This is a genomic window from Dactylosporangium siamense (assembly GCF_016862795.1).
GTDB classification, from domain to species: Bacteria; Actinomycetota; Actinomycetes; order Mycobacteriales; family Micromonosporaceae; genus Dactylosporangium; species Dactylosporangium siamense.
Genome location: NZ_BONQ01000026.1, coordinates 94,105 through 120,598 on the forward strand (window position 1 = coordinate 94,105; position 26,494 = coordinate 120,598).

At 71.6% G+C, this 26,494-nt stretch carries 25 protein-coding genes; 8 read left to right on the forward strand and 17 right to left on the reverse strand.

Annotated features, from left to right (window positions below; genetic code table 11):
- The first annotated feature begins 2 nt into the window (after positions 1-2).
- On the forward strand, positions 3-1,157 hold the full coding sequence (locus Dsi01nite_RS09165) for a ThuA domain-containing protein (protein ID WP_203845619.1): 1,155 nt from the start codon (positions 3-5) through the stop codon (positions 1,155-1,157).
- Between the two features lie 50 nt (positions 1,158-1,207).
- On the opposite strand, the gene Dsi01nite_RS09170 is transcribed toward Dsi01nite_RS09165, so the two are convergent.
- Genes Dsi01nite_RS09170 through Dsi01nite_RS09180 form a run of 3 tightly spaced genes read right to left on the reverse strand, consistent with a single transcriptional unit; the run spans position 1,208 to position 3,458 of the window.
- Positions 1,208-2,152, reverse strand: a complete 945-nt coding sequence (locus Dsi01nite_RS09170) for an ABC-2 membrane transporter-related protein (RefSeq protein WP_203845620.1) — start codon at positions 2,150-2,152, stop codon at positions 1,208-1,210.
- Positions 2,149-3,039: an ABC transporter ATP-binding protein gene (locus tag Dsi01nite_RS09175; RefSeq protein ID WP_203845669.1), complete on the reverse strand. Its 891-nt coding sequence runs from the start codon at positions 3,037-3,039 to the stop codon at positions 2,149-2,151. Before Dsi01nite_RS09175 ends, Dsi01nite_RS09170 begins: the two co-directional genes overlap by 4 nt.
- Before the next feature lie 11 nt (positions 3,040-3,050).
- On the reverse strand, positions 3,051-3,458 hold the full coding sequence (locus Dsi01nite_RS09180) for a GntR family transcriptional regulator (protein WP_203845621.1): 408 nt from the start codon (positions 3,456-3,458) through the stop codon (positions 3,051-3,053).
- 172 nt (positions 3,459-3,630) lie between these two features.
- Between Dsi01nite_RS09180 and Dsi01nite_RS09185 the strand changes: the two genes are divergently transcribed.
- A complete protein-coding gene (locus Dsi01nite_RS09185; RefSeq protein ID WP_203845622.1) occupies positions 3,631-4,203 on the forward strand; it encodes a hypothetical protein in 573 nt (190 codons plus the stop codon).
- 9 nt (positions 4,204-4,212) lie between these two features.
- Here the strand turns inward: Dsi01nite_RS09185 and Dsi01nite_RS09190 are convergent, their stop codons facing one another.
- The 7 genes from Dsi01nite_RS09190 to Dsi01nite_RS09220 form a co-directional block, all read right to left on the reverse strand.
- Positions 4,213-4,842 carry a hypothetical protein gene (locus Dsi01nite_RS09190; RefSeq protein WP_239135790.1) on the reverse strand — a complete coding sequence of 210 codons (630 nt, stop codon included), beginning with the start codon at positions 4,840-4,842 and terminating at the stop codon, positions 4,213-4,215.
- A 91-nt stretch (positions 4,843-4,933) separates the two neighbouring features.
- Positions 4,934-6,142 (reverse strand): alpha/beta hydrolase family protein, encoded by a 1,209-nt coding sequence (locus Dsi01nite_RS09195; RefSeq protein ID WP_203845623.1) that lies wholly within the window; start codon positions 6,140-6,142, stop codon positions 4,934-4,936.
- A gap of 101 nt (positions 6,143-6,243) precedes the next feature.
- The gene (locus tag Dsi01nite_RS09200; protein ID WP_203845624.1) at positions 6,244-7,191 is read right to left on the reverse strand and encodes a universal stress protein; all 948 of its coding nucleotides are present in this window, start codon (positions 7,189-7,191) and stop codon (positions 6,244-6,246) included.
- 83 nt (positions 7,192-7,274) lie between these two features.
- A complete protein-coding gene (locus Dsi01nite_RS09205) occupies positions 7,275-7,925 on the reverse strand; it encodes a LuxR C-terminal-related transcriptional regulator (protein WP_203845625.1) in 651 nt (216 codons plus the stop codon).
- Complete coding sequence (locus Dsi01nite_RS09210; RefSeq protein WP_203845626.1) at positions 7,922-9,136, reverse strand: sensor histidine kinase; 1,215 nt, start codon at positions 9,134-9,136, stop codon at positions 7,922-7,924. The genes Dsi01nite_RS09205 and Dsi01nite_RS09210 overlap by 4 nt, the downstream gene beginning before the upstream one ends.
- A 102-nt stretch (positions 9,137-9,238) precedes the next feature.
- Positions 9,239-9,802 (reverse strand): carbohydrate-binding protein, encoded by a 564-nt coding sequence (locus Dsi01nite_RS09215; protein WP_203845627.1) that lies wholly within the window; start codon positions 9,800-9,802, stop codon positions 9,239-9,241.
- A 142-nt stretch (positions 9,803-9,944) separates the two neighbouring features.
- Positions 9,945-11,492, reverse strand: coding sequence for a DUF1996 domain-containing protein (locus Dsi01nite_RS09220; RefSeq protein ID WP_203845628.1), 1,548 nt, complete (start codon positions 11,490-11,492; stop codon positions 9,945-9,947).
- A gap of 204 nt (positions 11,493-11,696) precedes the next feature.
- Between Dsi01nite_RS09220 and Dsi01nite_RS09225 the strand changes: the two genes are divergently transcribed.
- Positions 11,697-12,683: a zinc-dependent alcohol dehydrogenase family protein gene (locus Dsi01nite_RS09225; protein ID WP_203845629.1), complete on the forward strand. Its 987-nt coding sequence runs from the start codon at positions 11,697-11,699 to the stop codon at positions 12,681-12,683.
- A gap of 87 nt (positions 12,684-12,770) precedes the next feature.
- On the opposite strand, the gene Dsi01nite_RS09230 is transcribed toward Dsi01nite_RS09225, so the two are convergent.
- Positions 12,771-14,693 (reverse strand): amino acid transporter, encoded by a 1,923-nt coding sequence (locus Dsi01nite_RS09230; protein WP_203845630.1) that lies wholly within the window; start codon positions 14,691-14,693, stop codon positions 12,771-12,773.
- 265 nt (positions 14,694-14,958) lie between these two features.
- Here Dsi01nite_RS09230 and Dsi01nite_RS09235 point away from each other — a divergent pair, with 265 nt between their 5' ends.
- The 5 genes from Dsi01nite_RS09235 to Dsi01nite_RS09255 all read left to right on the forward strand — a co-directional run bounded on the left by Dsi01nite_RS09235 (position 14,959) and on the right by Dsi01nite_RS09255 (position 20,109).
- Positions 14,959-16,029, forward strand: a complete 1,071-nt coding sequence (locus tag Dsi01nite_RS09235) for an ABC transporter substrate-binding protein (RefSeq protein ID WP_239135791.1) — start codon at positions 14,959-14,961, stop codon at positions 16,027-16,029.
- Between the two features lie 35 nt (positions 16,030-16,064).
- Positions 16,065-16,835, forward strand: coding sequence for an ABC transporter ATP-binding protein (locus tag Dsi01nite_RS09240; protein WP_203845631.1), 771 nt, complete (start codon positions 16,065-16,067; stop codon positions 16,833-16,835).
- Positions 16,832-17,587, forward strand: a complete 756-nt coding sequence (locus Dsi01nite_RS09245) for an ABC transporter permease (RefSeq protein ID WP_239135792.1) — start codon at positions 16,832-16,834, stop codon at positions 17,585-17,587. The genes Dsi01nite_RS09240 and Dsi01nite_RS09245 overlap by 4 nt, the downstream gene beginning before the upstream one ends.
- Positions 17,584-18,384, forward strand: coding sequence for an ABC transporter permease (locus Dsi01nite_RS09250; protein WP_203845632.1), 801 nt, complete (start codon positions 17,584-17,586; stop codon positions 18,382-18,384). The genes Dsi01nite_RS09245 and Dsi01nite_RS09250 overlap by 4 nt, the downstream gene beginning before the upstream one ends.
- Before the next feature lie 99 nt (positions 18,385-18,483).
- On the forward strand, positions 18,484-20,109 hold the full coding sequence (locus Dsi01nite_RS09255; RefSeq protein WP_203845633.1) for a methyl-accepting chemotaxis protein: 1,626 nt from the start codon (positions 18,484-18,486) through the stop codon (positions 20,107-20,109).
- Here Dsi01nite_RS09255 and Dsi01nite_RS09260 read toward each other — a convergent pair.
- The 6 genes from Dsi01nite_RS09260 to Dsi01nite_RS09285 all read right to left on the reverse strand — a co-directional run bounded on the left by Dsi01nite_RS09260 (position 20,099) and on the right by Dsi01nite_RS09285 (position 26,325).
- A complete protein-coding gene (locus Dsi01nite_RS09260) occupies positions 20,099-20,887 on the reverse strand; it encodes an ATP-binding protein (protein ID WP_203845634.1) in 789 nt (262 codons plus the stop codon). The genes Dsi01nite_RS09255 and Dsi01nite_RS09260 overlap by 11 nt on opposite strands.
- 62 nt (positions 20,888-20,949) lie before the next feature.
- The gene (locus tag Dsi01nite_RS09265; RefSeq protein ID WP_203845635.1) at positions 20,950-21,339 is read right to left on the reverse strand and encodes a hypothetical protein; all 390 of its coding nucleotides are present in this window, start codon (positions 21,337-21,339) and stop codon (positions 20,950-20,952) included.
- A 147-nt stretch (positions 21,340-21,486) separates the two neighbouring features.
- Positions 21,487-21,867: a DDE-type integrase/transposase/recombinase gene (locus Dsi01nite_RS09270; RefSeq protein WP_203845636.1), complete on the reverse strand. Its 381-nt coding sequence runs from the start codon at positions 21,865-21,867 to the stop codon at positions 21,487-21,489.
- 232 nt (positions 21,868-22,099) lie between these two features.
- The gene (locus Dsi01nite_RS09275) at positions 22,100-24,370 is read right to left on the reverse strand and encodes a hypothetical protein (protein WP_203845637.1); all 2,271 of its coding nucleotides are present in this window, start codon (positions 24,368-24,370) and stop codon (positions 22,100-22,102) included.
- A gap of 64 nt (positions 24,371-24,434) precedes the next feature.
- Positions 24,435-25,595 (reverse strand): 5'-methylthioadenosine/S-adenosylhomocysteine nucleosidase family protein, encoded by a 1,161-nt coding sequence (locus Dsi01nite_RS09280; protein ID WP_203845638.1) that lies wholly within the window; start codon positions 25,593-25,595, stop codon positions 24,435-24,437.
- On the reverse strand, positions 25,585-26,325 hold the full coding sequence (locus Dsi01nite_RS09285) for an NUDIX hydrolase (RefSeq protein WP_203845639.1): 741 nt from the start codon (positions 26,323-26,325) through the stop codon (positions 25,585-25,587). The genes Dsi01nite_RS09280 and Dsi01nite_RS09285 overlap by 11 nt, the downstream gene beginning before the upstream one ends.
- Positions 26,326-26,494 lie beyond the last annotated feature (169 nt).

Below are 26,494 nucleotides of genomic sequence, written 5' to 3' on the forward strand. Positions count from 1 at the left end.
CCATGATCCGCAGACTCGCTTTCTGCACCGCCCTCGTCGTCGCCGCGCTCGGCCTCACCGCCGCGCCGGCCCAGGCGGCGCCGGACTTCACCGTGCTCGTGTTCAGCAAGACCGCCGGGTTCCGGCACGACTCGATCGCCGTCGGCACCCAGGCGATCCGCGACCTCGGCACCGCGAACAACTTCGCCGTCGAGGCCACCGAGGACGCCAATCAGTTCACCGCCGCCAACCTCGCCCGGTTCAAGGCGGTCATCTGGCTGTCCACCACCGGCGACGTGCTCAATGCGACGCAGCAGACCGCGTTCGAGAACTACGTCCGCGCCGGCGGCGGCTACCTCGGCGTGCACGCGGCGGCCGACACCGAGTACGACTGGGCCTGGTACGGCGGCCTCGTCGGCGCGTACTTCGCCAGCCACCCGGCGATCCAGACCGCGACGGTCCGCGTCGCCGACGCCACCCACCCGGCCACCGCCGGCCTGCCGGCCGCCTGGTCCCGCAGCGACGAGTGGTACAACTACCGCACCAACCCCCGCGCCCAGGTGCACGTGCTGACCACCCTCGACGAGTCCACGTACAGCGGCGGCACGATGGGCGCCGATCACCCCAACACCTGGTGCCGGGCCTACGACGGCGGCCGGTCCTTCTACACCGGGATGGGCCACACCCAGGCCAGCTACGCCGAGGCGGGCTTCCGCTCGCTGCTGCTCGGCGGCATCCGCTACGCCGCGCAGGGCACCGGCAACTGCTCCGTCACCACCCAGCCGCCGTCGACCGACCTGGCCCTGAACCACCCCGTGACGGCGTCCAGCGTCGAGAACGCCGGCACGCCCGCCGCGAACGCGGTCGACGCCTCCACCACCACCCGCTGGTCCAGCGCCTTCTCCGACCCGCAGTGGATCCGCGTCGACCTCGGCGCCACGCACACCGTCAACCGGGTCCGGCTCGTGTGGGAGACGGCGTACGGATCGGCGTATCAGATCCAGACGTCGCCGGACGGCAACACCTGGACGACGGTGCGCTCGGTCACCGGCGGCAACGGCGGCGAGGACGACAACACCGGCATCACCGGCTCCGGCCGCTACGTGCGCATCTACGGTACGACCCGCGGGACCCAGTGGGGCTACTCGCTCTACACGTTCCAGGTGTACGGCACGTGATCACTGGCCGGCCCCGGGCGCTGCGTGCGAACGGGGCCGGCCACCCCGGATCAGATGATCCGGCGCACCCGGCGGATCGCGAGCCAGACCAGCAGCACGGCGAGGGCGGTGAAGATACCGGCCTCGATCCACTGGAACGTCCAGAACCGGTCCGCCGGCTGGAACACCTGACGGTTGCGCAGATCGGCGCTGAGCCCGCCGAGGCACTCGGTGGCGTCCGCGGGCGGGCAGACCATGGCACCGGAGGACACGAACGTGCCGTCCGGCCGGCGGATGTCGGAGTTCAGCAGCCAGCTTCCGACCTGCATGCCGCCACCGCCGTCGGCATCGCCGGCGATGACCGGGAAGTCGTTGGTGACGGGCGTCGCGAACCGCGGCCGCGCATAGAGCGCCACGGCGATCCGGGCGGCGATGAACGCCGGCAGGACGATCGCCATCGCCGGCACGACCTTCGGCACCAGGGCGCCGGCCGCGATGCCGACCGCGACCGCGAACAGGGTGTAGCCGACCGGGGCCACGCCCTGCACGTCGAAGAAGATCTCGTCGAAGCGGCTCTCGAGGTAGCCGAGCGGCTCGAACCACCAGGCGATGCCCAGGCCGTAGACGACCGCCAGGACGGTCACCGCGCCGCCGAGGAGGCCGACCTTGGTCAGGGCCCAGCGGCGGCGGCTGATGCCCTGGGTCCAGATCATGTGGTGGGTGCCCTGCTCGATCTCGCGGGCGATCAGGGGCGCACCCCAGAACAGGCCGAACAGCAGCGGCACGACCAGCAGCAGGACGCAGAAGTAGATGTACGACCCGTAGGTGGTCGAGAAGTCATGGAAGGTGTCGCACGGGTTGTCGGGGGTGCTGGTCGCGCACCCCTTGACCACGAGCCGGTCGAAGTCGCGGTGCATCGCCACGCCGGTCGGCACGATGAACGCCGCCAGGACCGCGAGGCCGATCACCGTATACAGGGCCTGCTTGCGGTGCTGCCGCCAGGTCAGCCAGATCATGCCGCCACTCCCCACGCCTCGTGGTTGCTCTGCGTGTCGCTGCCGGCGAGGTACGCCAGGATGAGGTCTTCCAGGCTCAGCTCGTGCACCGTCCAGGCCGGGTCGGTGACCGGGCCGTCGGTGCGCACGACCAGCGTCGACTGCCGGTCGGTGTGGCGGGCCCGGACCACGGTCGCGACGCCGTCGATCGGCTCGCCGTGGTGGCGCGGGCCGACGAGCTGCTGGTGCGCCGCCACGATGTCCTCGACCGCGCCGGTCAGGTGCACCTGGCCGGCCTGCAGGACCACCAGGAAGTCGCAGGAGCGCTCCAGGTCCGCGAGGATGTGCGAGGACAGCAGCACGGTGGTGCCCGACTCGGCGACGCTGCCCATCAGCGACTGCAGGAACTCCCGGCGCGCGAGGGGGTCGAGGCTGGCGACCGGCTCGTCGAGCAGCAGCAGCCGGGGCCGCTTGGCCAGGGCCAGGGCGAGGGCGACCTGGGCGCGCTGCCCGCCGGACAGCTTGCCGGCCGGCGTGTGCGGCGGGATGCCGGCCTGGGCCAGCCGGGTCCGGGCGAGGGTGGCGTCCCAGCGCCGGTTGACCTTGCCGCCCATCCGGACCAGCTCGTCGGCGGTGAAGTCGCGGTAGACCGGGGTGTTCTGCGCGACGAACCCGATGTCGGCGAGGGCGGTCGTGTTCTCATACGGCGTCTCGCCGAAGACGCGCACCGCACCGGCGTCGGGGCGCAGCAGACCCACGGCGAGGTGCAGCAGCGTGGTCTTGCCGGATCCGTTCGGCCCGACGAGCGCGGCGATCCGGCCGGTGGGCAGGCGCAGGGCGCAGTCCCGCAGGGCCCATCGTGCCCCGTACCGTTTGCCGAGGCCCTCGGCCTCGAGCACGTGCTCCATCTCTTGTCCTCTCATGCCGGCTCTTCCTGCAGGGCGTCGGCCTGTCGGGCGGCGCGGATCGTCGTGTCGACCAGGGCGGTGACGTCCTCGTCGCTCAGCCCGGCCGCCTGCGCCTTGCGCAGCCACCCGAGCAGCTCGGTGCGCAGATCGGCCTGGTTGGCGAGCGAGTCACCGGCGAGGGTGCCGGTGACGAACGTGCCCACCCCCGGCCGCCCCTCGGCGAGCCCCTCGATCTCCAGCTCGCGGTAGGCCTTCAGGACCGTGTTCGGGTTGATCGCCAGCGACTGCGCGACGTCCCGCACCTTCGGCAACCGGTCCCCGGGCACCAGCAACCCGACCCGCAGCGCCTGTTTGACCTGCTGGACGAGCTGCACATAGGTGTTGACCTTCGACCGGCCGTCCAGCACGAACTCGATCACCGGCGGCGACCCTCTCTGTTGTCCTACGACAGTAGGACTATAAGACAGCCCAGCTGCATCACGCCAGCGGGGCCGCCGATGAGCGGACGTTGTATCGGCCGTCCAGGCGAAGCAGCGCGAACGGCGCTGCTGCTTCGATAGGAGGCACTGGCCGTCGAGAAAGGGAATGCGCGTGGACGACTTCGCGTCACGGTTCGGTGCCGCGAGGCAGCAGCGCGACACCGCCGAACGCATCCGAGCGGAGGCCCAGCGGCAGCAGAACCTCGAGCAGGAGGGGCACGAGCGGGCGCTGGCGCAGGGTGCGTCGGACATCGCGGCCGCGCTCACCGCCAAGGGGGTACCACCGGATCTGCGGATCTTGCAGCGCGTCCGGGTGGTCTCCAAGCGGATGTTCCGGGAGGTCGTCACCGAGACCTTCCCGGAGGTCGCCGAAGGCTGGGCGTTCTCGCTGCACACCCACGAGTTCAACGACCCGGACACGCAGAGCTCGAACTCCTACAGCTTCAACGCCAACGGATACGTGCTGACCGCGACCGGTGTCGTCCACAGCTTCAGCATCCGCGGCTACGGACACCTCCCGCAGCGCAGCGGCGGCGTGCTGGAGCTGATCGACACGGACTTCGCGCCGTGGGGATCCCCCGGGAAGAGCAACGGCCCGATGCCGCTGGAGCACAACGGCCTGGCGAAGTCGCTGGTCGACGGCCTCATCGACCTCGCGCTGCGATACGGCGTCGAACCGGCCTGATCGCGTCCGCTACGGCTGGGCCGCACTCGGGTGGAGCGCGGCGCGGTACCCGGCCCGCAGCACCGCCACCGACGCCGGCGGGGTGAGCAGCTCGACCCGGTCCGGCAGGGGACGCGGCGGGCCGTACCCGGTGGCGCCCCACGGCAGGAACCGCCGCTGCGCGACGAGCCCGACGGTGCCGCCGTGCCGGACCATCGCACCGTCGGGCAGGTCGCCGCACCGGGCCGGCTGGGTCACCTGCCGGCGGGTCCCCGGATCGACGCGCTCACCGTGCAGGCGAGCGTCCATGTCCCGCGCCCACGGCCGCCGCGCGAGGCTTTCCGCGCTGCGCCACGCCTCGGCGTAGGCGAGGAAGTCGGCCCGCCGGCAGTAGGCGCACGGCCGGTGTCCAGCCGCCAGCGCCGTCGCCTCGTCGAGGAAGAACAACGCCGTCCAGCGACCCGGCGGCATCGGGTCACGGCGAACGTCCTTCCAGGTCAGCGTGCAGCAGATCCAGAGCTTGGACCGCCACCGGGCGGCGCCGAGCACCCGGCCGTCGCCGTGCAGGCAGCCACGGTTGCCCGTCAGCGTCCCGCGGGCCGGGTCGGCGACGATGTCCCCGGTGGGCAGGACGCGGTTCTGCAACGGTCGGCGCTCCACCCGCCGAGCCTACGGCCCGGTTGCAGAGCTCCGCGCACGGGCGAACGCCCGGCCGGGATGGCCGGACGTTCGCCTCGATGCCGTTGCGCCGTCAGCCGAGCTGCCGGAACCAGGTCAGGGCCGCCGCCGCACCCGTCACGTTCGAGCCGAGATGCGCCGAGCCGAAGTACGGATGCGTGCCCAGGTCCACGACCGCACCGGAGCGCAGGCGGGCGGCGCAGTAGGCGCTGCTGGCGGCCGGCACCTGCTCGTCGGTGCGGTCCACGAGCAGCCGGGCCGGGGCGCGGATGCCGTCACAGGAGGCGTCGTGCTCGGCCAGCGCGGCCGCGAAGGGCCCGGACGGCTCGCGCAGGATCGCCAGCCCGTGCGGGGTGAACAGCTCCTCCACGGTGCCGGGGAGCGTCGCGGCCAGGTCCTCGCCGGTGTGCACGCCGTCGTAGAGGGTTTCGACCTTCGCGGCGTACGGTGCGGCGAAGAACTCCTCCGGCCGCTGGTACAGCCCGTGCAGCCGGTTCCACGCCACCACCAGGTACGCGGTGTACCCGACGTTGTACGGCGGCGGCACGGTCCCGCCGAGCAGCGCGGGCAGCTCGGCGCCGCGCAGGTCGAACGCGCCGGACACCGGGGCGAGGGCACCGAGCCGGAACCAGCCGTCGTCGCCGCGTTCGAGGGCCCGGCCGAGGGCGGTCGCCGCGCTGGCGCCCTGCGAGAAGCCGGTCGCGTACACCTCCCGCCGCAGGACGCGCTGCTGCCCGGCGGCGACGGTCCTGGCGGCGCGCAGCAGGTCCAGCGACGCCGACGCCTCGGTCGTGACGTCGAGGTACGGGTGCGGGCCGGGTCCGAGCCCCATGCCGAGGTAGTCCGGTGCGACGGCGGCGAACCCGGCCGACGCGTACGTCAACGCCGGTGCCACCGCCCAGCCGTCGCGCCACATCGACGGCGCGTCGGTCCGGTTGAGCTCCGTGCCGTGCGCGTAGGACACGACCCGCAGCTGCCGCTCGCCGTTGCGGGGCAGGGCCAGCAGCCCGCTGGCAACCGTCGGGCGGCGCCGCGCGTCGATCGTGCGGTACAGCACCTGGTACGTGTCGACGCCGAACCGGACGTCGCCCGTGCCGAACTGCGCCTCGGCGAGCGTGTCCCGTGCCGCATCCGCGTCGAGCCCGCGCAACGGCTGGACCGCCACCACCTCCCCGCGCCCGTCATTCTCACCCCGTGCCGGCTGCGCACCGGCAATCCCAGCGCTGGAAGCGCCCACCGCCAGCACCAGCCCGGCGACTGTGATGTACCTGAGGAATCTCATACCTGGACGCTATGGCGCGCAACGATCCACTTCGATCCGGCTGCCCAGCGTCCCGGCGGTGGGGCCGCCCCCACCCGGACCGCTCCGGCTACCCGGACCCGTTACTGCGGACCGGGCCGGATGGCGGGGACGCGGGGCCGGTCGTGGACCACCGCGAGGGGGCAGGGCGCGTGGTACAGCATGGCCCGGCTGGTCGAGCCGAGGAGCAGGCCCCGGAACGCCCCGCGGCCGTGTGCCCCGACGACCAGGAGCTCCGCACCCACACCCGCCCGCATCAGCGCGCCGGTGGGCGCATCGAGATCGACGGTCAGCCGCACGTCGGTGTCCGGATACCGGCCCCGCCAGCCGGCCATCACCCGCGACAGCAGTTGTTCCGCCGCATCACACCTGGCACCCAGGTCGAAGTACCCGGGCAGCCGGCCGCCGAGCATCGGGTCAACCGGCAGCTGATAGGCGTGCACCGCGGTGACGCCGGTCCGCAGCGTCACGGCCTGCTCGAACGCGAACGCTGTCGCCGCCTCCGACGCCGCGGATCCGTCGACCCCGACGACGATCCGGCCCTCGTTCGAGCTGGCGCCGCCCCGGCGCTTGTGCACGACCACCACCGGACACGCCGCGTGCTCAGCGATCTCGGCCGCGGTCGAGCCGGACAGCAACGGGCCCGGCCCGCCCGCCTGGCGTCCGCCGACCACGATCATCGCGGCGCGCCCGGCCATGGCCAGCAGCGTCGGTATCGGCCGGCCCCCGACGGTGCTGCTGGTGACGGCGAGGTCGGGGCAGACCTCGGCGGCCATGGTGGCCGCGTTCGCCAGGAGCCGTCCTGCGTGCACCCCGGGCTGTGGCGCGACGGCGACCGGAAGCCAGAAGCCGGGCAGCGGGAAGACCAGTGTCGGTCCGTCGCACGCGTGCAGCAGGTGCAGCGGCCGCCCGCGGCGGCCGGCGTCACCGGCGGCCCAGTGGACCGCACGGTCACTCTCGGCGGAGCCGTCCACGCCGACCACGGCCGCGCCGGTCTCCGGCCGCGGGCGCACTGCTTGGCTGATCGACATCACCACGGCTTCTCTCCACGTCACCCTGTCAGGTGTCGCTTTCCCGAGATCCGGGGCTTCACACACATCCAGCCGCGCCGCCGCTACTCCGGCTCGGTCCAGCGGACCACGGCCTCGGTGCGGCTGCGCACGTGCAGCTTGGCGAAGACGTGGTTGAGGTGGTTCTTCACCGTCTTCTCGGTGAGCAGCAGCTGCCGCGCGATCGCCGCGTTCGACAGCCCCTGGCACAGCAGGCCCATCACGTCGGACTCCCGGTCGGTGAGGCCGAACCGGGACCGCGCGAGAAGCCGCCGGTCGTGGACGCGGTCACGGTCGATCTGGTCGCGGACCACCGACGCGGCCACGGACGCGGCGACCGGCGACAGCCAGCCGCGCCCCCTGGCCACCTCGTGCACCGCACGCAGCAGCTCGAGCGGGTCGAACTCGCCGTGCACGAGGTAGCCGCGGGCGCCGTGGTGCAGCATCCCGCGGATCAGCTGGGGATGATCGTCGCTGGTGAGCACGAGCACGGTGGAGTACTGCGACAGCCGGCCGATGACCGACAGCCCGTCCGCGATCGGCATCCGGTGGTCCAGCAGCGTGACGTCCGGCCTCAGGCGGCGGGCCGCGTCCAGGGCCTCCCGGCCGTTGGTCGCCTCCGCGAGCACCCGCACCGCGTCGTCGCCGGCCAGGATGCCACCGACGGCCGCCCGCACGATCGGGTTGTCGTCGACGACCAGCACCCCGACCGTCACCGGGCGCTCACCGGCCTGCGGTCGCCGCCCGTCGACAGGTGCACGCCGGCGCCGATCGGCACATGGACCGACACGGTGCTGCCGCCCCCGGGCACGGACTCCAGGCGCAGCCGCCCGCCGACCATCCGGGCCCGTTCGGCCATCCCGACGATGCCGAAGTGGCTCGCCGACTGGAGTTTGGACAGGTCCGCCGGCACGGCGAAACCGACCCCGTCGTCGGTGACCTCCAGCAGCACGCCCCGCTGGGTCGCGGCGAGCCGGACCGCGACCCGCCGTGCGTTCGCGTGCCGGGCCACGTTCGCGAGGGCCTCCCGCAGGATGCGGGTCAGCTCGTAGCACACCATCACCGGAGGTTCGACGACGTCGAGGTCGGCGCGGACCGGCACCCCCGTCGCCGCGCCCCACGACTGGCAGATCTCGTCCACGGCCGCGGTGAAGGTGCGGTCGGCCACGTCGAAGCGCATCTCCTCCAGCAGCTCCCGCGCCTGCCGGGCGGCCGCGGTCGCGCCGGCCGCGACGGTGCCGGCCAGGTGCTCGGCCAGGGCCGGCTGGCGGCGCAGGGATGCCGGCAGCGCGAGCGCGGCCAGCGACACCCCGCGCAGCGTCTTGGCCACCGAGTCGTGCAGCTCCCGCGCCAGGCGGGCCCGTTCCGACGCCGCGGCCGTGCGTTGCGCCTGCACCAGCAGGTGCGTGGACAGTTCGAGGTGGCGGGCCAGGGCCGTGGTCGCCACCACCGCGCCGAGCCCGGCGAGGGCCCCGGCCATCGGGAACGCGACGACGAACGCGGCGATGTCCGCCGGCGGAGCGCTGCGGCGCAGCACCTCGGCCGTGACGGTGAAGCTCACCGCGGCGTGCGCGACCCACACCGGCAGGGCCCGCATGCCGAGGACCACGCCGGCCAGGGCGCCGGCGCCGGCCGCGTAGCAGAAGTAGGCGATGCCGCCGCGGCTCACCACGAGGACGGCGAACACCAGGACGAAGTCGGCGGCGACGACCGCGGCGGGCCGGGCGACCAGCCCGGGCCAGCGGGCGAGCGCGCCCAGCTGCGCGACGGTGGCGGCGGCGACCAGGATCAGCACCGCGACGACCCGGCTGCGGTCCTCGACCAGCAGCAGCCCGGCGGCCGCCGCGCTCATGGTGGCCGCGGCGCGCGCGATCAGCACCGCTCGGCCCAACGCCGCGGCGGCGATCTCACGGCCCGCCGATTTCACGGACTCATCACGGACTGGAACGGTACTTGCCGGTTCGCCGCCGCCGCATTCGCACCCGCCGTGCTTAATCCGGATTTGAGCCCCAGTTGATCAGTACGTAAGTCAACTGACGGTGACGACGTCGATGTCGGGCGCCGGGGTCTCGTCGTTGAACAGCGTCAGCCGCAGCGCACCGGCCGGCAGGTCGGCGGTGAACTGGAAGGACCTGGGCGTCGTCCACTCCGACCCGGTCACCTGGAAGGTCCGCGCCGGCGCCCCGTTGACGCTGACCCTGACCGAGCGCGGGCCGTCCACCTCGTACCCGACCGTCACCGTCCGTGTTCCGCCGGTGGGCAGCGTGGTGCGCACGACGAGCGTGCACGTGAAACACAGGTACCGGACCCGCGCGCCGCCGTGGCAGGTCGCGCAGGCGGTGACGGCCGCGCCGCCGGTGAGCAGGTTGCCCGGATCCTCCGCCTCGATCACGATCGGCGCGAACACGCCCGGCGCGTTCCCGGTCGCCGCCGGCGCGCGGGACCCGGACGCGGTGGGCGAGGCGGGCGGTGAGGAGGGAGCGGGGCGATGGTCCGGCGCGATCAGTGGGGGCACCAACACCGTCGCGAGGGCCATCCCAGCGGCCACCGCCGACACACCGGCCCACTGCCCCCACCGGCTACGGTCGGTCACCGGCGCTCCTCGTCGTTCCCGCGGTCATGGCCCGTCGACCCTAATCCACCGGGGCCGGGCACGACGACAGCACCGCCGCCCGGCGCACACCCGCAGTGACTGCGGCGGCGTCGGGCGGCGATGCGGCGCGCCCTGTGGGGGGTCAGGGCAGGAGGTAGTTCTCGTTCAGCACGTACGGTGCCGGCTGCTGGTCGTCGCGACCGTCGTGACCGCGCGGGTCGCACTGCCGGGCCGCCACGATGCACCCCTGCACCATCGCGGCGAGGGTCCGGTCGTCCCACGCGTTCATGAAGTCGTAGTGGAACGTGGGGCCGGCGCCGCTGCTGAAGCGGACCTTCGACATGTCACCGTTCACCGGCCACGCCATCTTGAACTCGAGCTTCGGCACGGCGACCGGGTGGCTGTCCGGGCAGACCCAGCCGGAGGCGGTGTGGCTGTCGATCGGGTACACGATGTGGCTCTGGTGGTCCGGGGAGTCCAGGTGCAGCCCGTCCCAGCAGCTCGGCGCCTGGTACCGGATGTTGAGCTTGACGTCGCGCGCCGCCGAGCAGGTCGCCGGGATGTTCTTGTTCTTGTAGCTGTTGCCGCACTCGAAGCCTTCCTCGGTCGCGGCGAGGAACTTGTCGGCGTCGGTGTTCTTGGCGTTGCCGACGACGAACCGCAGACCCTTCGGGAACGGCCGCACGCTGCGGTAGTCGGTGACGCCCGCCTTGTAGTAGATGACCTGCAGGCCCTCGGGGTTGACCGCGGTGTCGCCGTTGTACAGCGTCGGCATCCAGTACGCGGACAGGTCACCCTTGGCCTTGCACGTCGTCTGCCCCTGGGCGAGGGACTCGATCGTCGTGGCCGCGTTCGTCGTGGTGTTGCCCATGAACGTGTGCATGTGCGCGGCGCCCGGCAGGCCGGGGAACACGATCGGGTCGTCGGCGAGGTTGGTACGGCTGACCGAGCAGTTGGCCTGGAACTCGTGGAACCCGCCCTTGTTCGGCGGCACCTCGTGCGAGGCCTTCACGTTCGTGACCGGGTTCGGCGCGTTGATCCAGCCGCCGGTGCCCGTCCCGCCGCTGGTGCCCGTCCCGCCGCCGGTGCCCGTCCCGCCGCCGGTGCTGCCGGCCGGGTTCGCCGACGGGCTCGCGGGCGGGTTCACGGTCGCGGTCGCCGGCCCGGATCCCGCCGCCGCGTACACCTGGAACTCCCACAGCGAGAAGCCGTACCCGGACGACCGTTTGGTGCCGTACATCCGCACGTACCGGCCGAGCCCGCTCACGGTCAGGTTCTGCACGCCGCCGGCGCCGGTCGTGGTGCTGTACACCGCGCGCCAGTTCGTGCCGTCGACGGAGACCTGCACCTCGAACGCGGTGGCGTGGGCCCGTTCCCAGTTCAGCACGACCCGGCCGATCACGACCGGGGCACCGAGGTCGATCTGCACCCACTGCGGGTCGCTGAACGCGCTCGACCAGCGGGTCTTGGGGTCACCGTCGGTGACGGCCTTCGCCGGGTAGCCCGGTCCCTCCAGGGACGACGCGGTCGCCGGCTTGCCCTGCGACAGCGGCTTGTCCTCGGCGCTGGCCAGGTGCAGCGGCCCGGTCGCGAACCAGCCGAGGAACCCGACGAGCGCGACCGCGATCCCGGCCAGGATGAACAGCCGCGACCGCGGGAGGCGTCGCAGCGACACGGTTCCGGATCTCATCAAGAAGACTCCTGTGGTGATGTTCCGCCGCCGGTACGGGCGGCACAGCACCTGGACGCTAACCGCGCGCCGGCCGGTGCACCTGAGCCCAAAGACCCAGACGGGGCCCAGATCCGGCCCGGAATCGTGACGCCTGGGCCGCATGAAGCAGTGCCGGCGGGGCATACGCCGGCGACGGTGCAGGCCGCTGATCCGGGGGATGGCATGTCGCAGCTCCTCGTCACGTCGTACGGCGATCCGCGCACTTCCGTGGCGCTGGACCGCGCGGTTCCCGCCGCGTTGGGGGCCGACGACATCCTGGTCGAGATGGAGGCCGCGCCACTCAACACGTCGGACCTCCTGCTCGTCCAGGGTGACTACGGGCTGCGGCCCGCCCTGCCGAGTCCGCTCGGCGGCGAGGGAGTCGGGCGGGTGATCGACGCCGGCGGGGACGCCGGCCGGCAGCTGGTCGGGCGGAGGGTGGTCGTCCTGCCCAGCTACGAACAGGGCACCTGGGCGGACCATGTGGCGGTGTCGCGCCGTAACGTCGTGCCGATCCGCGAGGACGGCGACCCGCTGCAACTCGCGATGCTGCCGATCAACCCGGCGACCGCGTACCTGCTGCTGACCAGGTTCGCCGAGCTCGCACCCGGCGACTGGGTCGGCCTGAACGCCGCCAACTCCGCCGTCGGCCTGTGCGTCATCGCCCTCGCCCGGCGGTGGGGCCTCAAGACACTCAACGTCGTGCGGCGCGAGGCCGCGGCCCAGACGGTGCGGGACGCTGGCGGCGACCGTGTGATCGTCGCCGGGGACGACCTGCCGGCGCAGATCGCCGACGCGCTGGACGGTGCGCAGCTCGGCCTGGCGCTGGACGCCACGGCCGGCCCGGTCGTCGCCGACCTCGCCGCAGCGCTCAGATTCCGGGGCACGATCGTCAGCTACGCCGCCGTGACCGACGCACCCCCGGCCGTCCGCGCCCATGACGTCATCTTCAACGAGGTGACCCACACCGGGTTCTGGCTGCTCAACTGGCTGCGACAGGCCCCACGAACCGAGATCGAGCAGACATACCACACGCTCAACGACCTCGTCGCCGGCGGTGAGCTGGCGGTCCCGGTCGACGCGGTCTATCGCCTGGACGACTACCGCGACGCGATCGAACACGCGATGGCACCGGGACGCGACGGCAAGGTCCTGTTCACGTTCACCTGACGGACCGCGGCTGACCAGCGCTACCCACATCCCGTCCGGCCCGCCACCCGCGCAGCCTGACCCGGGACGACGTTTCCGGTCGAAGCATCAGCCGACGTGGACGTGTGGCCGGTGGCGGCGGTCGGGTTCCTGCCGGCGCAGCACCTCGCGGGTGACGGGTGCGATCTCGCCCTGGCCGAAGATCAGGAAGCGGAGGAAGTTGGCGGCGGGGTTGCCTTCGGTCCACTCGAAGTAGATGTGCGGGCGCCGGCCCGTGCGGTCCCGGATGCCGAGCAGCAGTGCGGCGACAGCGCTCGCGACGGCCGGGTTCTGCAGGACCAGGACCCGGTAGCGGCCGTGCAGCACCTCGCCACGGACCACGACGGCGGAGGCGAAGTCTGAGGCGTCGGTGATCGCCACCTCGACGAAGATCACGTCGGCGGCGTCGGGGATGTCGTTGTCCGCCTGGATCTGCCGCAGCTTCTCCTGGTAGTCCAGCGCCGCGCGGTGTGCGGGTTCCTTCGCGACGAGCCGGATCGTGCGCCGGGCGCAGTCGTGGATGAAGGTGCTGGCGGTCTCGTCGAACTGCAGGTCGGTGACCCGCAGCTCGAACGACCGGTCGATGCGCGACAGCACGGAGACCAGCAGGATGCCGGTGATGAAGCACCCGGCGATCTTCACGCCGTCCGGGCGTTCGGCGATGTTGGCGATCGTGGTGTAGACGAGGACGGCGGCGATGACCGCGAACGCGCCGAACGCGCGGCGTTGCCGGCGGCGGCGCGCGGACAGGGCGGCGGCCACGGAGGCGGAGGTGATCAGGACCAGGACGCCGGTGGCGTAGGCGCCGCCCTGGGCGTTGACGTCGGCGTCGAAGAGGACGGTGATCAGGAACGCGATGGCGAGGAACACCAGGACCAGCGGCCGCACCGCACCGGCCCAGTCCGGTGCCATCCCGTAGCGGGGCAGGTAGCGGGGCACCAGGTTCAGCAGGCCGGCCATCGCGGACGCGCCGGCGAACCAGAGGATCGCGATGGTCGCCAGGTCGTAGGCGGTGCCGAAGACCGTGCCGAGGTGCTCGTGCGCCAGGTAGGCCAGCGCCCGGCCGTCGGCCTTCCCGCCCGCCTTGAACTCGGCGGGCGGGATCAGGACGGTGGTGATGACGCTGGTGGTGAGCAGGAACCCGCTCATGATCAGCGCCGCGGTGGTGAGCAGTTTCCTGGTGTCGCGGATCCGCCCGGCCGGGTGTTCCTCGCTGTCGGCCGGATCGCCGCGGACGTGCGGCATCACCGCCACGCCGGTCTCGAACCCGGACAGGCCCAGCGCCAGTTTCGGGAACACGACCAGCGCGATCGCCACGACCAGCAGCGGATTGCCGTGCCGGGCCGTCAGCGCCGACGACCAGTTGGTGAGCGTCGACGGGTCGGTCGCGATCAGCCACAGACCGTCGACGACGACGATCATGTTCAGCGTCAGGTAGACCCCGACGATCGCGACCGCGATGCCGACCGCCTCGGTGAAGCCGATGAGGAACACCCCGCCGAGCAGCCCCAGCAGGACCAGGGTCACCGGGACCTCGTGGTCGTGCAGCGCCGCGGGCCAGAACGGGTTCTCGTCCAGGTGTGCGGTGGCGTCGGCGGCGGACAGCGTCATCGTGATGATGAAGTCGGTGGCCGCGAACCCGAGCAGGACCAGGACGAACAGCTTGCCCTGCCAGAACGGCAGCAGCCGCACCAGCATCGCGATCGAGCCCTCGCCGTGCGGGCTCTCCGCGGCGACCCTCCGGTACACCGGCAACGCGCCGAGCAGCGTGACCAGGATCAGCACCACGGTCGCCACGGGTGCCAGCAGCCCGGCGGCGAGCGCGGCGATCCCCGGCTGGTAGCCGAGGGTCGAGAAGTAGTCCACCCCGGTCAGGCACATCACCTTCCACCACGGGTGGCGGCGGTCCGCGGCCGGTTTGGCGCCCGGCCCCGCGTGCTGCAGCGACCGGTCGTTGATGCCCGACAGCAGCCAGGCGCGGATCCCGGTCATCGCGGGCCGGCTCCACGGCCGTCAGGCCCGTTGACGCGACGCTCACCCCGGGGGGTGATCCGGCCGGGGCGGCGAAACGAGACGTCTGGAGTCTCCTGCACGGCTGGCCTGTACCCCGCGACACGGCAAGTAGCAACCCTCGGCGGATGAGGCCCCGGCGCCGTCGTAGCCCGGCAGATGAACTCACGCGACAGCAACACCTGCGAAACACCACGTGGCTACCTTCGTGCCACCTTCCGATGAGGAGATCACGATGGGGCACCCTATGGATCGACGTTTGTTCATGTTACGCACCGCGCGGGCGGCGGCCGGCCTCGCGGTCCTGGGGTCGGCGGCGACCGTGCTCGCGGCGTGCGGCGACGACGACGAGGCGCCGTCCACGTCGGCGTCCGGCGGCAAGGACTTCGGCACGCTCAACTACCAGCTGTCCTGGATCAAGAACGTCGAGTTCGCGGGCGCGTACATCGCCGACACCAACGGCTACTACAAGGAAGCCGGGTTCAGCTCGGTCAACCTGATGGCCGGCGGGCCGAACGTCAGCCAGGACTCCGTGGTCACCGCCGGCAAGGCGCTGGTGGGCATCTCCTCACCGGACATCACCGGCGCGGCGATCCTGAAAGGGGCACCGCTGGTCGCGATCGGCGCCCAGTACCAGAAGAACCCGTTCTGCATCATGAGCCTGGCCAGCAAGCCGATCAACAGCCCCCAGGACCTGGTGGGCAGGAAGATCGGCGTGCAGGCGACCAACGAGCCGGTCTGGAACGCGTTCCTGAAGGCCAACAACCTCGACCCGAGCAAGATCACGAAGGTGCCGGCGCAGTTCGACCCGCAGCCGCTGGTCGCGAAGGAGGTCGACGGCTGGTTCTCGTTCTTCACCAACGAGCCGAACCTGCTCAAGACCAAGGGCATCGACACCGCGGTGATGCTGCTCAACGACCACGGATATCCGATGGTGTCGGAGATCTACGTGGTCCGCAAGGACACCCTCGTCAAGGACCGCGACAAGGTCAAGGCGATGCTGATCGGCGACATCCGCGGCTGGACCAAGTCGATCCAGGACCCGGCGCTCGGGGCGAAGCTCGCCGCCACCGTCTACGGCAAGGACCTCGGGCTCAGCGAGGCCGAGCAGGTCCTGGAGTCCGCGGCGCAGAACACCGTCGTGCAGACCGCCGACACGAAGGCCAACGGCCTGTTCACCATCACCGACCAGCTCATCGAGCAGACGATCAAGACCCTCGCGCTGGGCGGCGTCACCGTCACCAAGGACCAGCTGTTCGACCTGTCGGTCCTCAAGGAGGTCTACCAGGCCGACCCCAGCCTCAAGGTCACCCCCTGAGCACCGAAACGGCCGCGCCGGCCGACCGTGGGATCGTGCTGCGCCAGCTCAGCAAGCAGTTCACGATCCGCCGGTCGGTCGTGACCGCGCTGGACCGGGTCGACCTGGACACGGCCGCCGGGGCCTTCGTCGCGTTGCTCGGCCCGTCCGGCTGCGGCAAGTCCACGATCCTGCGGATCCTCGCCGACCTGGAGCAGCCGACGTCCGGCGCCGCGTTCGTGCACGGTGAGGCACCGGCGCAGACGCGGCGCAACCACCATCTGGGCATCGCGTTCCAGGACGCGGCGCTGCTGCCGTGGCGGTCGGTGACCGCGAACATCCGGCTGCCGCTGCAGGTCAGCGGGGTCAAGGTCGACGACACCACGGTCGCGGACCTGATCCGGCTGGTCGGGTTGGAGGGCTTCGAGCAGGCCCGTCCCGCGCAGCTGTCCGGCGGCATGCGGCAGCGGGTGGCGATCGCCCGCGCCCTCGTGGTCGAACCGCGGATCCTGCTGCTGGACGAGCCGTTCGGGGCCCTCGATGAGATGACCCGCCAGCGGCTCAACCTGGAGCTGCAGCGGATCTGGACCGAACGCGCCACAACCACCCTGCTGGTCACCCACTCCATCGCCGAGGCGGTCTTCCTCGCCGACACCGTGGCCGTGATGAGCCTCCGCCCGGGGCGCATCGTGGCCCAGATCGACATCGACCTGCCCCGGCCACGGACCCCGGAAATGCTGCGCACACAACGGTTCCACGAACTCGAGGACCAGCTCAGCGCGCTGCTGTTCGGCGGCGACCCGGCGCTCACCGGCGAGGCCCGGTGAGACCGGCAGCCTGGTTGCCCGGTGCGCTCGGCCTCCTCGCGCTGCTGCTGGCGTGGGAACTGGCCGGCCGCACGGTCTTCGCGACGTCCGGCGTCGTGCCACCGCCGACCGCCATCTCGGCCCAGCTGTTCAACGACGGCCTGGACTTCTACTGGCCCAACATCGTGACGACGCTGCGGGAGGCGGGCGCCGGCTGGCTGTACGGCAACCTCATCGCCGTCGCGCTCGCGGTCACCTTCGTGCAGATCCCGCTCGTCGAGCGGGCGCTGCTGCAACTCGCCCTCGCCAGCTACTGCCTGCCGGTGATCGCGATCGGGCCCGTGCTCGCCGTGCTCTTCAGCGACGACACCCCGAAGGTGATCCTGGCGGCGCTGTCGGTCATCTTCACCACGCTCGTCGGCACCCTGGTCGGGCTGCGCAGCGCCGACCGGACCAGCCTCGACCTGGTCCGTGCCTACGGCGGCGGCTCATGGACCCAGCTGTGGCGGGTCCGGCTCCGCGCGTGCCTGCCGGGCCTGTTCGCCGGCCTGCGCATCGCGGCACCGGCGGCGATGCTCGGCGCGATCATCGGCGAATACCTGGGAGCCGAGTCCGGCCTCGGCGTCGCGATGATCAACTCACAGCAGAGCCTCGCCGTCGAACGGACCTGGGGCATCGCCCTCGTCGCCACCGCACTGTCCGGCGCCGCGTACGGGCTCACCGCACTGGCCGGCACGCTGCTGACCCCGTGGGCACCGCGGGTGAAACGATGAACCGGGCGGTGAAACGGGTCCTGATCGGCCTCGGCAGCGCCGCGCTGTCGGTCGGCGTGATCTGCGCCGTCTGGCAGGGACTGATCAGCGGCTTCGACCTCGACCCCTTCCTGACCCGAGGTCCGCTGGACGTCTGGCGCTATCTCCTCGACCCCGAGCACGACGCCGAACGGGCGCTGCTGGCCGAGGCGAGCCGGATCACCGCGCGGGACGCCGTCATCGGCATGGTTGCGGGCACGACCGCGGCCGTCGCCATGGCGCTCGCGTTCGCCCTGTGGCGCAGCTTCGAGCAGACGGTCATGCCCGTCGCGATGGCCCTGCGGGCGGTCCCACTCGTCGCGATGACCCCGCTGATCGCGCTGGTCTTCGGGCGCGGGCTGCTGTCGGTCACGGTGATCGCCGGCATCGTCACCTTCTTCCCGGTCCTGGTGAACGTGTCCCTCGCCCTGCGGGCGGTGCCGGCCTCCGCGCTCGACCTGATGCACGCCTACGGCGCGTCGCCGGCCACCACGCTGTGGCGGGTGCAGGTGCCGTCCGCGCTGCCGGCGCTCTTCGCCGCGATGCGGGTCGCCGCCCCGCTCGCGCTGGTCGGGGCCCTGCTCGCCGAGTGGCTGACCACCGGCCGTGGTCTCGGCTACCTCATGCTGCAGTCGGTGACGACGTTCGAGCTGGACCGGATGTGGACCGCGGTGACGATCGTGACGGTGGCGTCGATCCTGCTCTACACGGTGATCAGCGTGCTGGAGCAGCTCACCCTGGCCCGTTACGCCCCCGACCAGGCCCGCCGCGCGCTGTGACCGGCCGGCTCGACCCGTACACCATGATCCGTCGCGGAAAAGTCCTACATCCGGCGCCGCCGGTGACGAACGGAAGGGAAACACGCAAGGGAGCGTCAGATGGCGAACGGCGTTGCCGGCGGTGACGGTGTCACGGCCGGCCGTGGGGGCTGGTTCGGCAACCGGAGCGTTGCGGTCAAGATCGGGTTCGTCGTGGCGTTCTCGGTGCTGACGACGGTGACGGTCGCCCTGACGGCCGTGGCGCAGCTGGGGAACCTGCGCGGCAACGTGAGTTCGCTCAGCGGGCACAACATCGCCCGCCTGACCTACCTGTCGGACATGCAGAAGGCGTTCAGCCAGATGCTGCTCAATGCCCTGGCCCGCAACCAGGCCCAGGACCCCGCCGTCGTCCGGCAGGCACAGGCCGGCTTCCAGGAGTCGATCGGCGCGGTGAACACCGCCTTCGAGGGCTACGCCGGCGTCCCGGACCCGGACGCCCAGCAGCGCCGGCTCACCGACCAGTTCCGCACCAACTGGGAGCAGTTCCAGACCGTGCTCGGCCAGCTGTCGGCGGTGTCACCGACCGACCCGAGCGTGCAGACCATCGGTATGCGCGCCAACGAGATGACCGAGCAGGCGCAGAACATCATCGTCGAGCTGGCCGGCTACGAGGAAAGCACCGCCGGGAAGATGGTCGCGCAGGCCCACCGGACCTACTCGACCGCGCTGCGGACCCTCATCATCGTGCTGGTCGTGGGGCTGCTCGTCGCGGCACTCGTCGCCTTCCTGGTCATCCGCCAGATCGTGCGGCCGCTGCGGGAGATGCGCGCGGTGGCGCTCGCGATGGCCAAGGGTGACCTCACCCAGCACTCACCGGTCCGGTTCCGCGACGAGGTCGGCGACACGGCGCACGCGCTGAACATCGGCACCCGCCACATCCGCGGGGCCATCCAGACGTTGCACAGCAGCGCCCAGCGGCTGGCCGCCAGCGGTGACCACATGGCCGCGAACTCCTCGGAGATCTCGGTCGGCGCGACCGAGGCGTCCCGTGAGGCCGCCGCCGTCTCCGGGGCCGCCGGCGACGTGTCCGGCAACATCCAGATCCTCGCCGACGGCTCCCACCAGATGCGGGCCTCGATCGAGGAGATCTCCCGCAGCGCCTCCGAAGGCGTCACCGTCGCCGCCGAGGCCGTGCACGTCGCCGCCGCGACCACCGACATCGTCACCAAGCTCGGCGAGTCCTCGGTGCAGATCGGCAACGTCATCAAGACCATCACCGCCATCGCGGAACAGACGAACCTGCTGGCCCTCAACGCGACGATCGAAGCCGCCCGCGCCGGCGAGTCCGGCAAGGGCTTCGCCGTGGTCGCCGGCGAGGTCAAGGACCTGGCCCAGGAGACCGCCCAGGCCACCGACAACATCGCCCGGCAGGTGCAGGCGATCCAGTCCGACACGTCCAGCGCCGTCGCGGCGATCAGTCAGATCGGCGCGATCATCGAGCGGATCAACAACTACCAGCTGACCGTCGCCGCCGCGGTCGAGGAGCAGACCGCGACGACGGACGAGATGAACCGCAACGTCATGGCCGCGGCGCAGGGCAGCGTGGCCATCGCCCGCAACATCTCCACCGTGGCCACGGCGACCGAACGCACCATGCGAGGCGCGGCCGACAACTCCCGCGCCGCGAACGAGCTCGCGGAGATGTCCCAGGAGCTGCGAGCGGTCGTCGCACAGTTCAAGGTGTGACCGGCCGGCCACCGGCGGCGGGTGCATCTTCCACGGCGAGGGTCGCCCAGACGACCTTGCCGGTCCCGACCGGGTGCGCGCCCCACGCGGTGGTCAGCCGGGCGACGGTGTGCAGACCGCGTCCACGCCAGCACAGTCCGAATTGATCGTCGGCAACCGGGTCGAGCAACCGGGGCATCTTCGGGCAGTCGTCGTGGACCTGGACCACCAGGCAGCGACGCCGGTGAGCGACGGTCACGGCGATGTCGGCGCCCGCATGACACACCGCGTTGTCGACCAGTTCGCCCACCACCTCCCGCGCCGCATACAGCAGCCGGCGCGGGAGATCCCAGGCGGCGCACGCGTCGGTGACGAAATCCCGGGCCAGCGCGGCGGCCCACGGCGTGACCGCGAAGGCTTGGCCCCGCCAGCGCTCGGCGCTGACGAGCCCGGCGGCGATGAGCTCCGCCTCGGCGCGGGTGGCGACGAGGTTCGAATCCGCGCAGTACGGGCGCAGCACCTCGCGCACCTGCGCCCCGGCGACCACGACCAGTGGCACCCCCGACGCGCGGCGGGCCTCCCGGCGCATCAGCAGGAACATCGGCACGACCTGGGCGCCGACGTCCAGTCCGAGGAGGTCGATCACCAGCGCGACCGGCTGCTCGGCCAGGCACTTGGCCAGACCCGTCCGGACCGACGGCATCTCGGCCGTGCCCAGCGCACCGTCCAGGGCCAGGCAGACACTGTCCTGGCTCCGGGTGATGGTGACGAGGAACGACCTGGCGTCGATGTTCCGCATCGTACCTCCGGTGGACGTCACCGTGCGTCAATCACCCGATCGGGTGTCTCCCGACGAAAGGATCAGGCGTCCTGGAGCACACCGGCACGGGTGCGCAGCCGGGCGACCAGGGTCGGCGTCACCGCCCGGTACGCGGACGGGTCGACCGGGTTGAGCCAGTGCGCGGCCCGCACCCGCCGGCTGATGTTGAGGTCCAGGTCGTCCAGGACCTCGTCGACGTTCTTCAGCGAGAACGGGATGATCTTCGTGCCGCGGCAGTGGTGCCGGTCGGTGGCCGCGTCCATGAAGGCCAGCTGCGCCTCGACCTGGCGGCGCATGGCGTCCGGGTCGGGCAGCGGCACCGCGCCGGCCAGGTGCGCGGCGATCCACACGGCCGCCATCTCGGCGTTGAGCGGGCTGAAGAACGACGAGTTGTAGCCGTTGAAGTAGAGCCCGTCCAGGCTCCGTTGCATTGAGTGTTGGCAAGATCGAGGCAAGCTTGAGCGGTGAAGTCATCGATCCGTCCTGGCCCGTGGTTGCCTCCGAAGTCGGCGTTCGCTGGGTTCCGGTTCCCGCCGGCGGTGATCGTGGTCGCGGTGCGCTGGTATCTGCGATGATGATCACCTGTGCGGTCTTGTCCGTTCGGAGCCCGCGCATCGGTCTAGCCGGTGTTTGAGCTGGCTGTGGTCGGCCTCGATCGGATTGTTGGCGTACTGCTCGACGTGGTGCCGCGCCTGCGGGATCAGCTCGTCGAGGACGGCGGGGTAGACCGCGGCGGCGTCGGTGACCACCTCGCTGGGCTTGACCTCCAGCATGGACAGCGCCAGGCGGAAGAACCTCCGGGCCGCGTCAGCGGCGCGGCGCTCTGAGAAGAGCATGTCGATGATCTGCCCGTACTGATCGACCGCCCGATACACGTACCGCCAGACTCCGTTGAACTTGATGTATGTCTCGTCAACGAACCACCTGCCGCCCGGTGCATGGCGGGCGAACCGGGCCACGTCGGCCAGCAGCGGAGTAAACCGATGCACCCACCGGAAGTTCGCCTACCGGTACTCCGAGCCGGAACTGGCCGCGCGGGCCACGGACCTGCGCGCAGACCACGCGGACCCACGCGCTGCTGAACACCTGCTGCGCCGACAATGCCCAGCGCGACGCGGCCCGGCTCGTGGAGCTCCTCGAAGCTCCGTGAGCCGAGCCGGTTACGCCGTTCACGAACGTCGGATCGCCCCGTCACCCGGTCGGAGCCGGCAGGGTGGTGCCGGCGGTCTGCGCCGGTATCATCCGGCCGAGGTAGGAGGACCGGCGACCGTTCGTGGTGCTGTCGCGGTGCGGCGGTGTGCGCGGTCCCAGGTTCTCCTGGTACGTGTCGAACCGCCGCGAGCGGCGCCGCTGCTCCCGTGCGATCCAGTCCTTGCCCTCGGCGGCGACGGCCTCGAGGATGTGCAGCGCGGCGGTGATGCCCGCGGAGTCCAGCGCCAGGTCGAGCAGGGACAGCGGGTCCTCCCGCACCCGGTCCACGAGACCCTCGTCGAAGTTCTCGACACGGACGCTGAACAGGTCGTTGTTCACCAGCGCCAGCCGGAACGAGCGGGAGAACACCAGCTCGCCCCAGTTGAGGTCCGCGCCCTGCCGCAGGTCGGCGGCCTCGCCGGCCTGCGGCGTCGACGCCCTGGCCGCCTGGCGCACGTTGTCGATCCGGACGCTGCGCTGCGTGACCCCGGCGGACGCGATGGCGTCGTACCTGAACGTGAACCGGTTCTCGTTGCTCACGGTCCCGGTGGCGAAGTCGACGAGGACGCTGAACTGGCGGACGCCGCTGCCGGTGAGCAGGAAGACCAGAACCCGGTAGGCCGAGTACCTCGGCGGGCCGTGGACGACCCGGGAACGCCGTGGATTCCACCCCCCGGGCTCGCAGAGCACGGTGTGTGCGAACACCTCACGGTTGCTCAGCCGGTAGTGCCGCATCGCGAGCATCCGGACGTGCGCCTTGTCCCGGTCGAGCCACTGCGCCATCTCGCTGTCGCTGGGACGGTCGGCGAGGACCGCCCGCATGCGGTGGTATGCGGCCGCGTGCTCCTCGAAGCGCTCGGCCGCCTCCGCCAGGTCGTCAGCGTGACGGCGGTACTCCAGGTAGGCCACGGTGCCGCCGACGGTCAGCGGGACGCAGCCGGCCAGCAGCGCCAGCACGGCCCAGAGCGTCACGGTCCAGCTGACCGAGAACGCGATGACGCAGGCGCCGCCCAGTCCTGCGACGGCCGCGAGCATCCCGAGCGCGATGGCGGGAGACGCGAGCGGCGGTGCGTCGGAGTCGGGCCGCTGGTCAGCGAACGTGCCGTTGTACCACTGGCGGACGAACTCGCGGGTGTGCCAGCGCACCAGCCACTTCGCCGGGTCCAGCTCGCCGCCGGCCTCGTAGACGTCGATGATCTCGCGGCACAGCGCATGCTTGACGGGGGCCGAGTCGGCGTCCCAGCGCTTGCCAGCCAGTTGGTCGAGTCGGGGGCGGTAGTAGCGGAACTCCGCGTTGACCAGCTTCTTCACCTCTGCCGAGAACGACCGCTCGTCCGGTCCGCTGATCCAGGCCTCGTCAGGCAGCGGCAGACGCGCCGCCAGTCTGGCCTCCAGCCGGCGCTGCCGGGCCAGCTGCTCCCACCGCTGCCGCAGCGCGACCAGGACACCGATGCCGCCCGCCACCGGCAGGATCATGACCGAGGGCGGCCCGCTGCGGACCAGCAACGGCAGGAGCAGCGTCAGCGCGGTGCCGACCAACACGCCGCCGACGACGACCGCCGCCCAGGCGGCCAGGGAGAACTTGACGGGTGGCGGCCGCCGTCGCAGCGGCGGCACCGGGTCCGGCTCGAAGAACTTCCAGGCGCGGTACTTGCGCTTGCCCTCCAGCCGCTGCACGCCGAGTTCCTTCGCGTACCGGGCGTCGAGATGGTCCTGCATGCCGCCGTCGAGGATCATCTCCAGATGGCGACGGATCTCCTCCCGCCGCTCGGCCGGCAGCCGGTCGAAGTCGGCCATCACCTCAGCGAACTGGTCCGGATCGGCCTCACCCTTGCTGTCCTGCTCCGCGAGGCAGTGGATGAAGCGTGAGACGACCGCGAGCGCGCGTCCCCACTGCTCGCGGGACGCTGCGTCCGCATACCGGAACGCCATGCCCAGATGTCCGAAGTCCTTCTGGTCCAGGTGGTCGAATGACCGTCCGCTCAGCACGGCGAGCGCCCAGAAGTACGCCACCTCGGCGCTCTCATGGCCGTGGACGAAGGCCTCGCCAATCAGCTGTTCCGCCCGCTGCTGCGCGTTGCCCTTCAGGTAGTTGCAGCCGACCCGGAACTTCTCCGCCAGCGTGTCCCCGGCGATCTGGTACAGGTTGTGCACATCGCCGTGCATCACCCCGACCTGCATGGCGACATGGGACTCGCCCTGCGCGACGTTGTTGTAGGTGTCCTGACCGCTGGGCTGGGCGGGCGCCGCGGGAGCCCGGTCCGGGCTCATCGTCCACCTCCTCGCGACGCCGCCAGGACGGGCGGCGCGAGGCTCTCGTCGCGGCGCCGGCCCGTCATGACATGCCCTTCACCACGGCGACGACGGCGGCCACCTTCGCCGCAAGGTCGGCGACGTCACCGACCAGACCGCCGAGTCGTCTGAGCGCCATCAGCAGCGGCGCCTTGCGCTGGGGCGCCGGCGCGTCGACCGCCTCCGTGGCGACGTCGAGTTCTGCCCGAGCGGCGACGTACGTGTCCTCGTCCAGCCGCCCGCGCTCCCGCGCCCGCTCGACGGCGGCGCGGAGATCCGCGAGCTTGACGGACAGCTCGATCGCACCGGCGGCCACCGGCGACGCGTGCACGTCGCCCTTGACCACGCCGACCTGCATGCCGACCCGCGCGTTGTCCTTGGCGGTGTTGTTGAACGTCGGACCCATTCCTGCACTCCTCCGGTTCGCTACGACGCTGACCCGCTGATCGGCACGACGTTCCGCGGACAGTTGCTCGGCGAGCGCCACGGCGAACGCGGCGGCGTTCGCGACCGCGCGGGGCTGCCAGTTCACCCCGTCGGTCGCCGTCTTCGTGCCGTCAGCCATATCGCTGATGCCTCGCACCACGACCACCGGCAGCGACCTGTTGAGATGGCCGGCCTGGGCGACGCCCGCCGCCTCCATCTCGATGGCCAGGGCGTCGTTGTAGTGCTGCCGGACCCAGGCGGCGTGTGCGGCGACCGCCGAGTCCTGGACGACCTCACCCGCGGCGATCGGCCCGAAGTGGACGGGTGGCACAGGGACGGCCGGCGGCAGACGGCGCGCCCAGCCGCCGTCCCTGGCAAGGTGCCGGGCGATCTGGTCGGGCTCGTGCGGCACCTCCCAGACCCTCGGACGTGCCTTGAGCCCGTCGTCCTCGCTCGTGCCCCCGTGGTACGCGTAGACGTGTGTCGCTACTACGACGTCGCCCAGGGCGATGCTCGGCCACAGCGATCCGGCGACGCCGACGAAGAGCACCGCCTGCGGATCGAACTCCGCCATCGCCCGCTCCGCCAGCACCGCCGCGGGGTTGTTGCCCTTGCCCACCAGCGCGAGCGCAATCGTGCACCGGCCACCCGCCAGCGTGCCGACCTCGAACCGCGTGCCGGCCCTGTGCCGGTGCACGTGCGTGCGGACGAGCTGCCCCCGGACCGCCTGGTACTCGAGATTCAGCGCCGTGAGCACCACCACCGGGCTACCGTTCATCGTCGTCTCCCTCCTCGGTCACCGGGGCGGCCGGGCGGAGCATCGACGGATGCAACGCCCGGCCCGGCCCGGCCCGGAAGAGCCGGGCCGGCCGTCCGTGCTCCGTCTTCCGCAGCGGTCCGGCCGCGATGATGAAGTCCTGCACCTGCTGCACCTTCCGGTAGAAGTTGCGGGGGTCGAGGCGGATCCCCCATACGGCCTCGTACACCTGCTGTAGATCGGAGATCGTGAACGTCTCGCCGCAGAACGCGGTCGCCAGCGACGAGCACTCCAGCTTGGCCCGAGCCCGTTCGACGCCGTCCTCGACGATCTGCCGGTGGTCGAAGGCGAGCTTCACGTGGCCGGTGAGGACGTCGTCCACCGGCGTCCAGCACGCGCCGGCCGCGTCGGTGCCGGCCACCGGCTCCGGCAGCCGCGGCGCGATGGCGAGGTACGCCACGGAGATCACCCGGTCACGGGGATCCCGGCCCGGGTCGTCATAGACGCCGGACCGCTCCAGGTGCAGCGACGCGGCGTCGAGGCCGGCCTCCTCCGCCAGCTCACGGTGCGCCGCCTCCGCGATGCCCTCCTCCGCGTCCCGGAGGAATCCTCCAGGAAGCGCCATTTCGCCCTGGTACGGCTCGATCCCGCGTCGCACCAGCAGTACGTGGAGGCGGGACCCGCGAAGGGTCAGGATCACCAGATCGACGGTCAGAAGCACTCGCGGCGCATGCCATTCATCGACTTCCATGCATGCACCGTAGCGTACTGTCACTCTGACAGTAACTAGAGATTCGTCAGCCGCGCAAGCGGACCATCACGTCATTGCGGATATATCAGCTGAACGTCTACACACCACGCCGAACCGATCGTGACCCTGTGCCGTGCCATAACTCGTCGCACGGGTTGTGAGCTCGGGT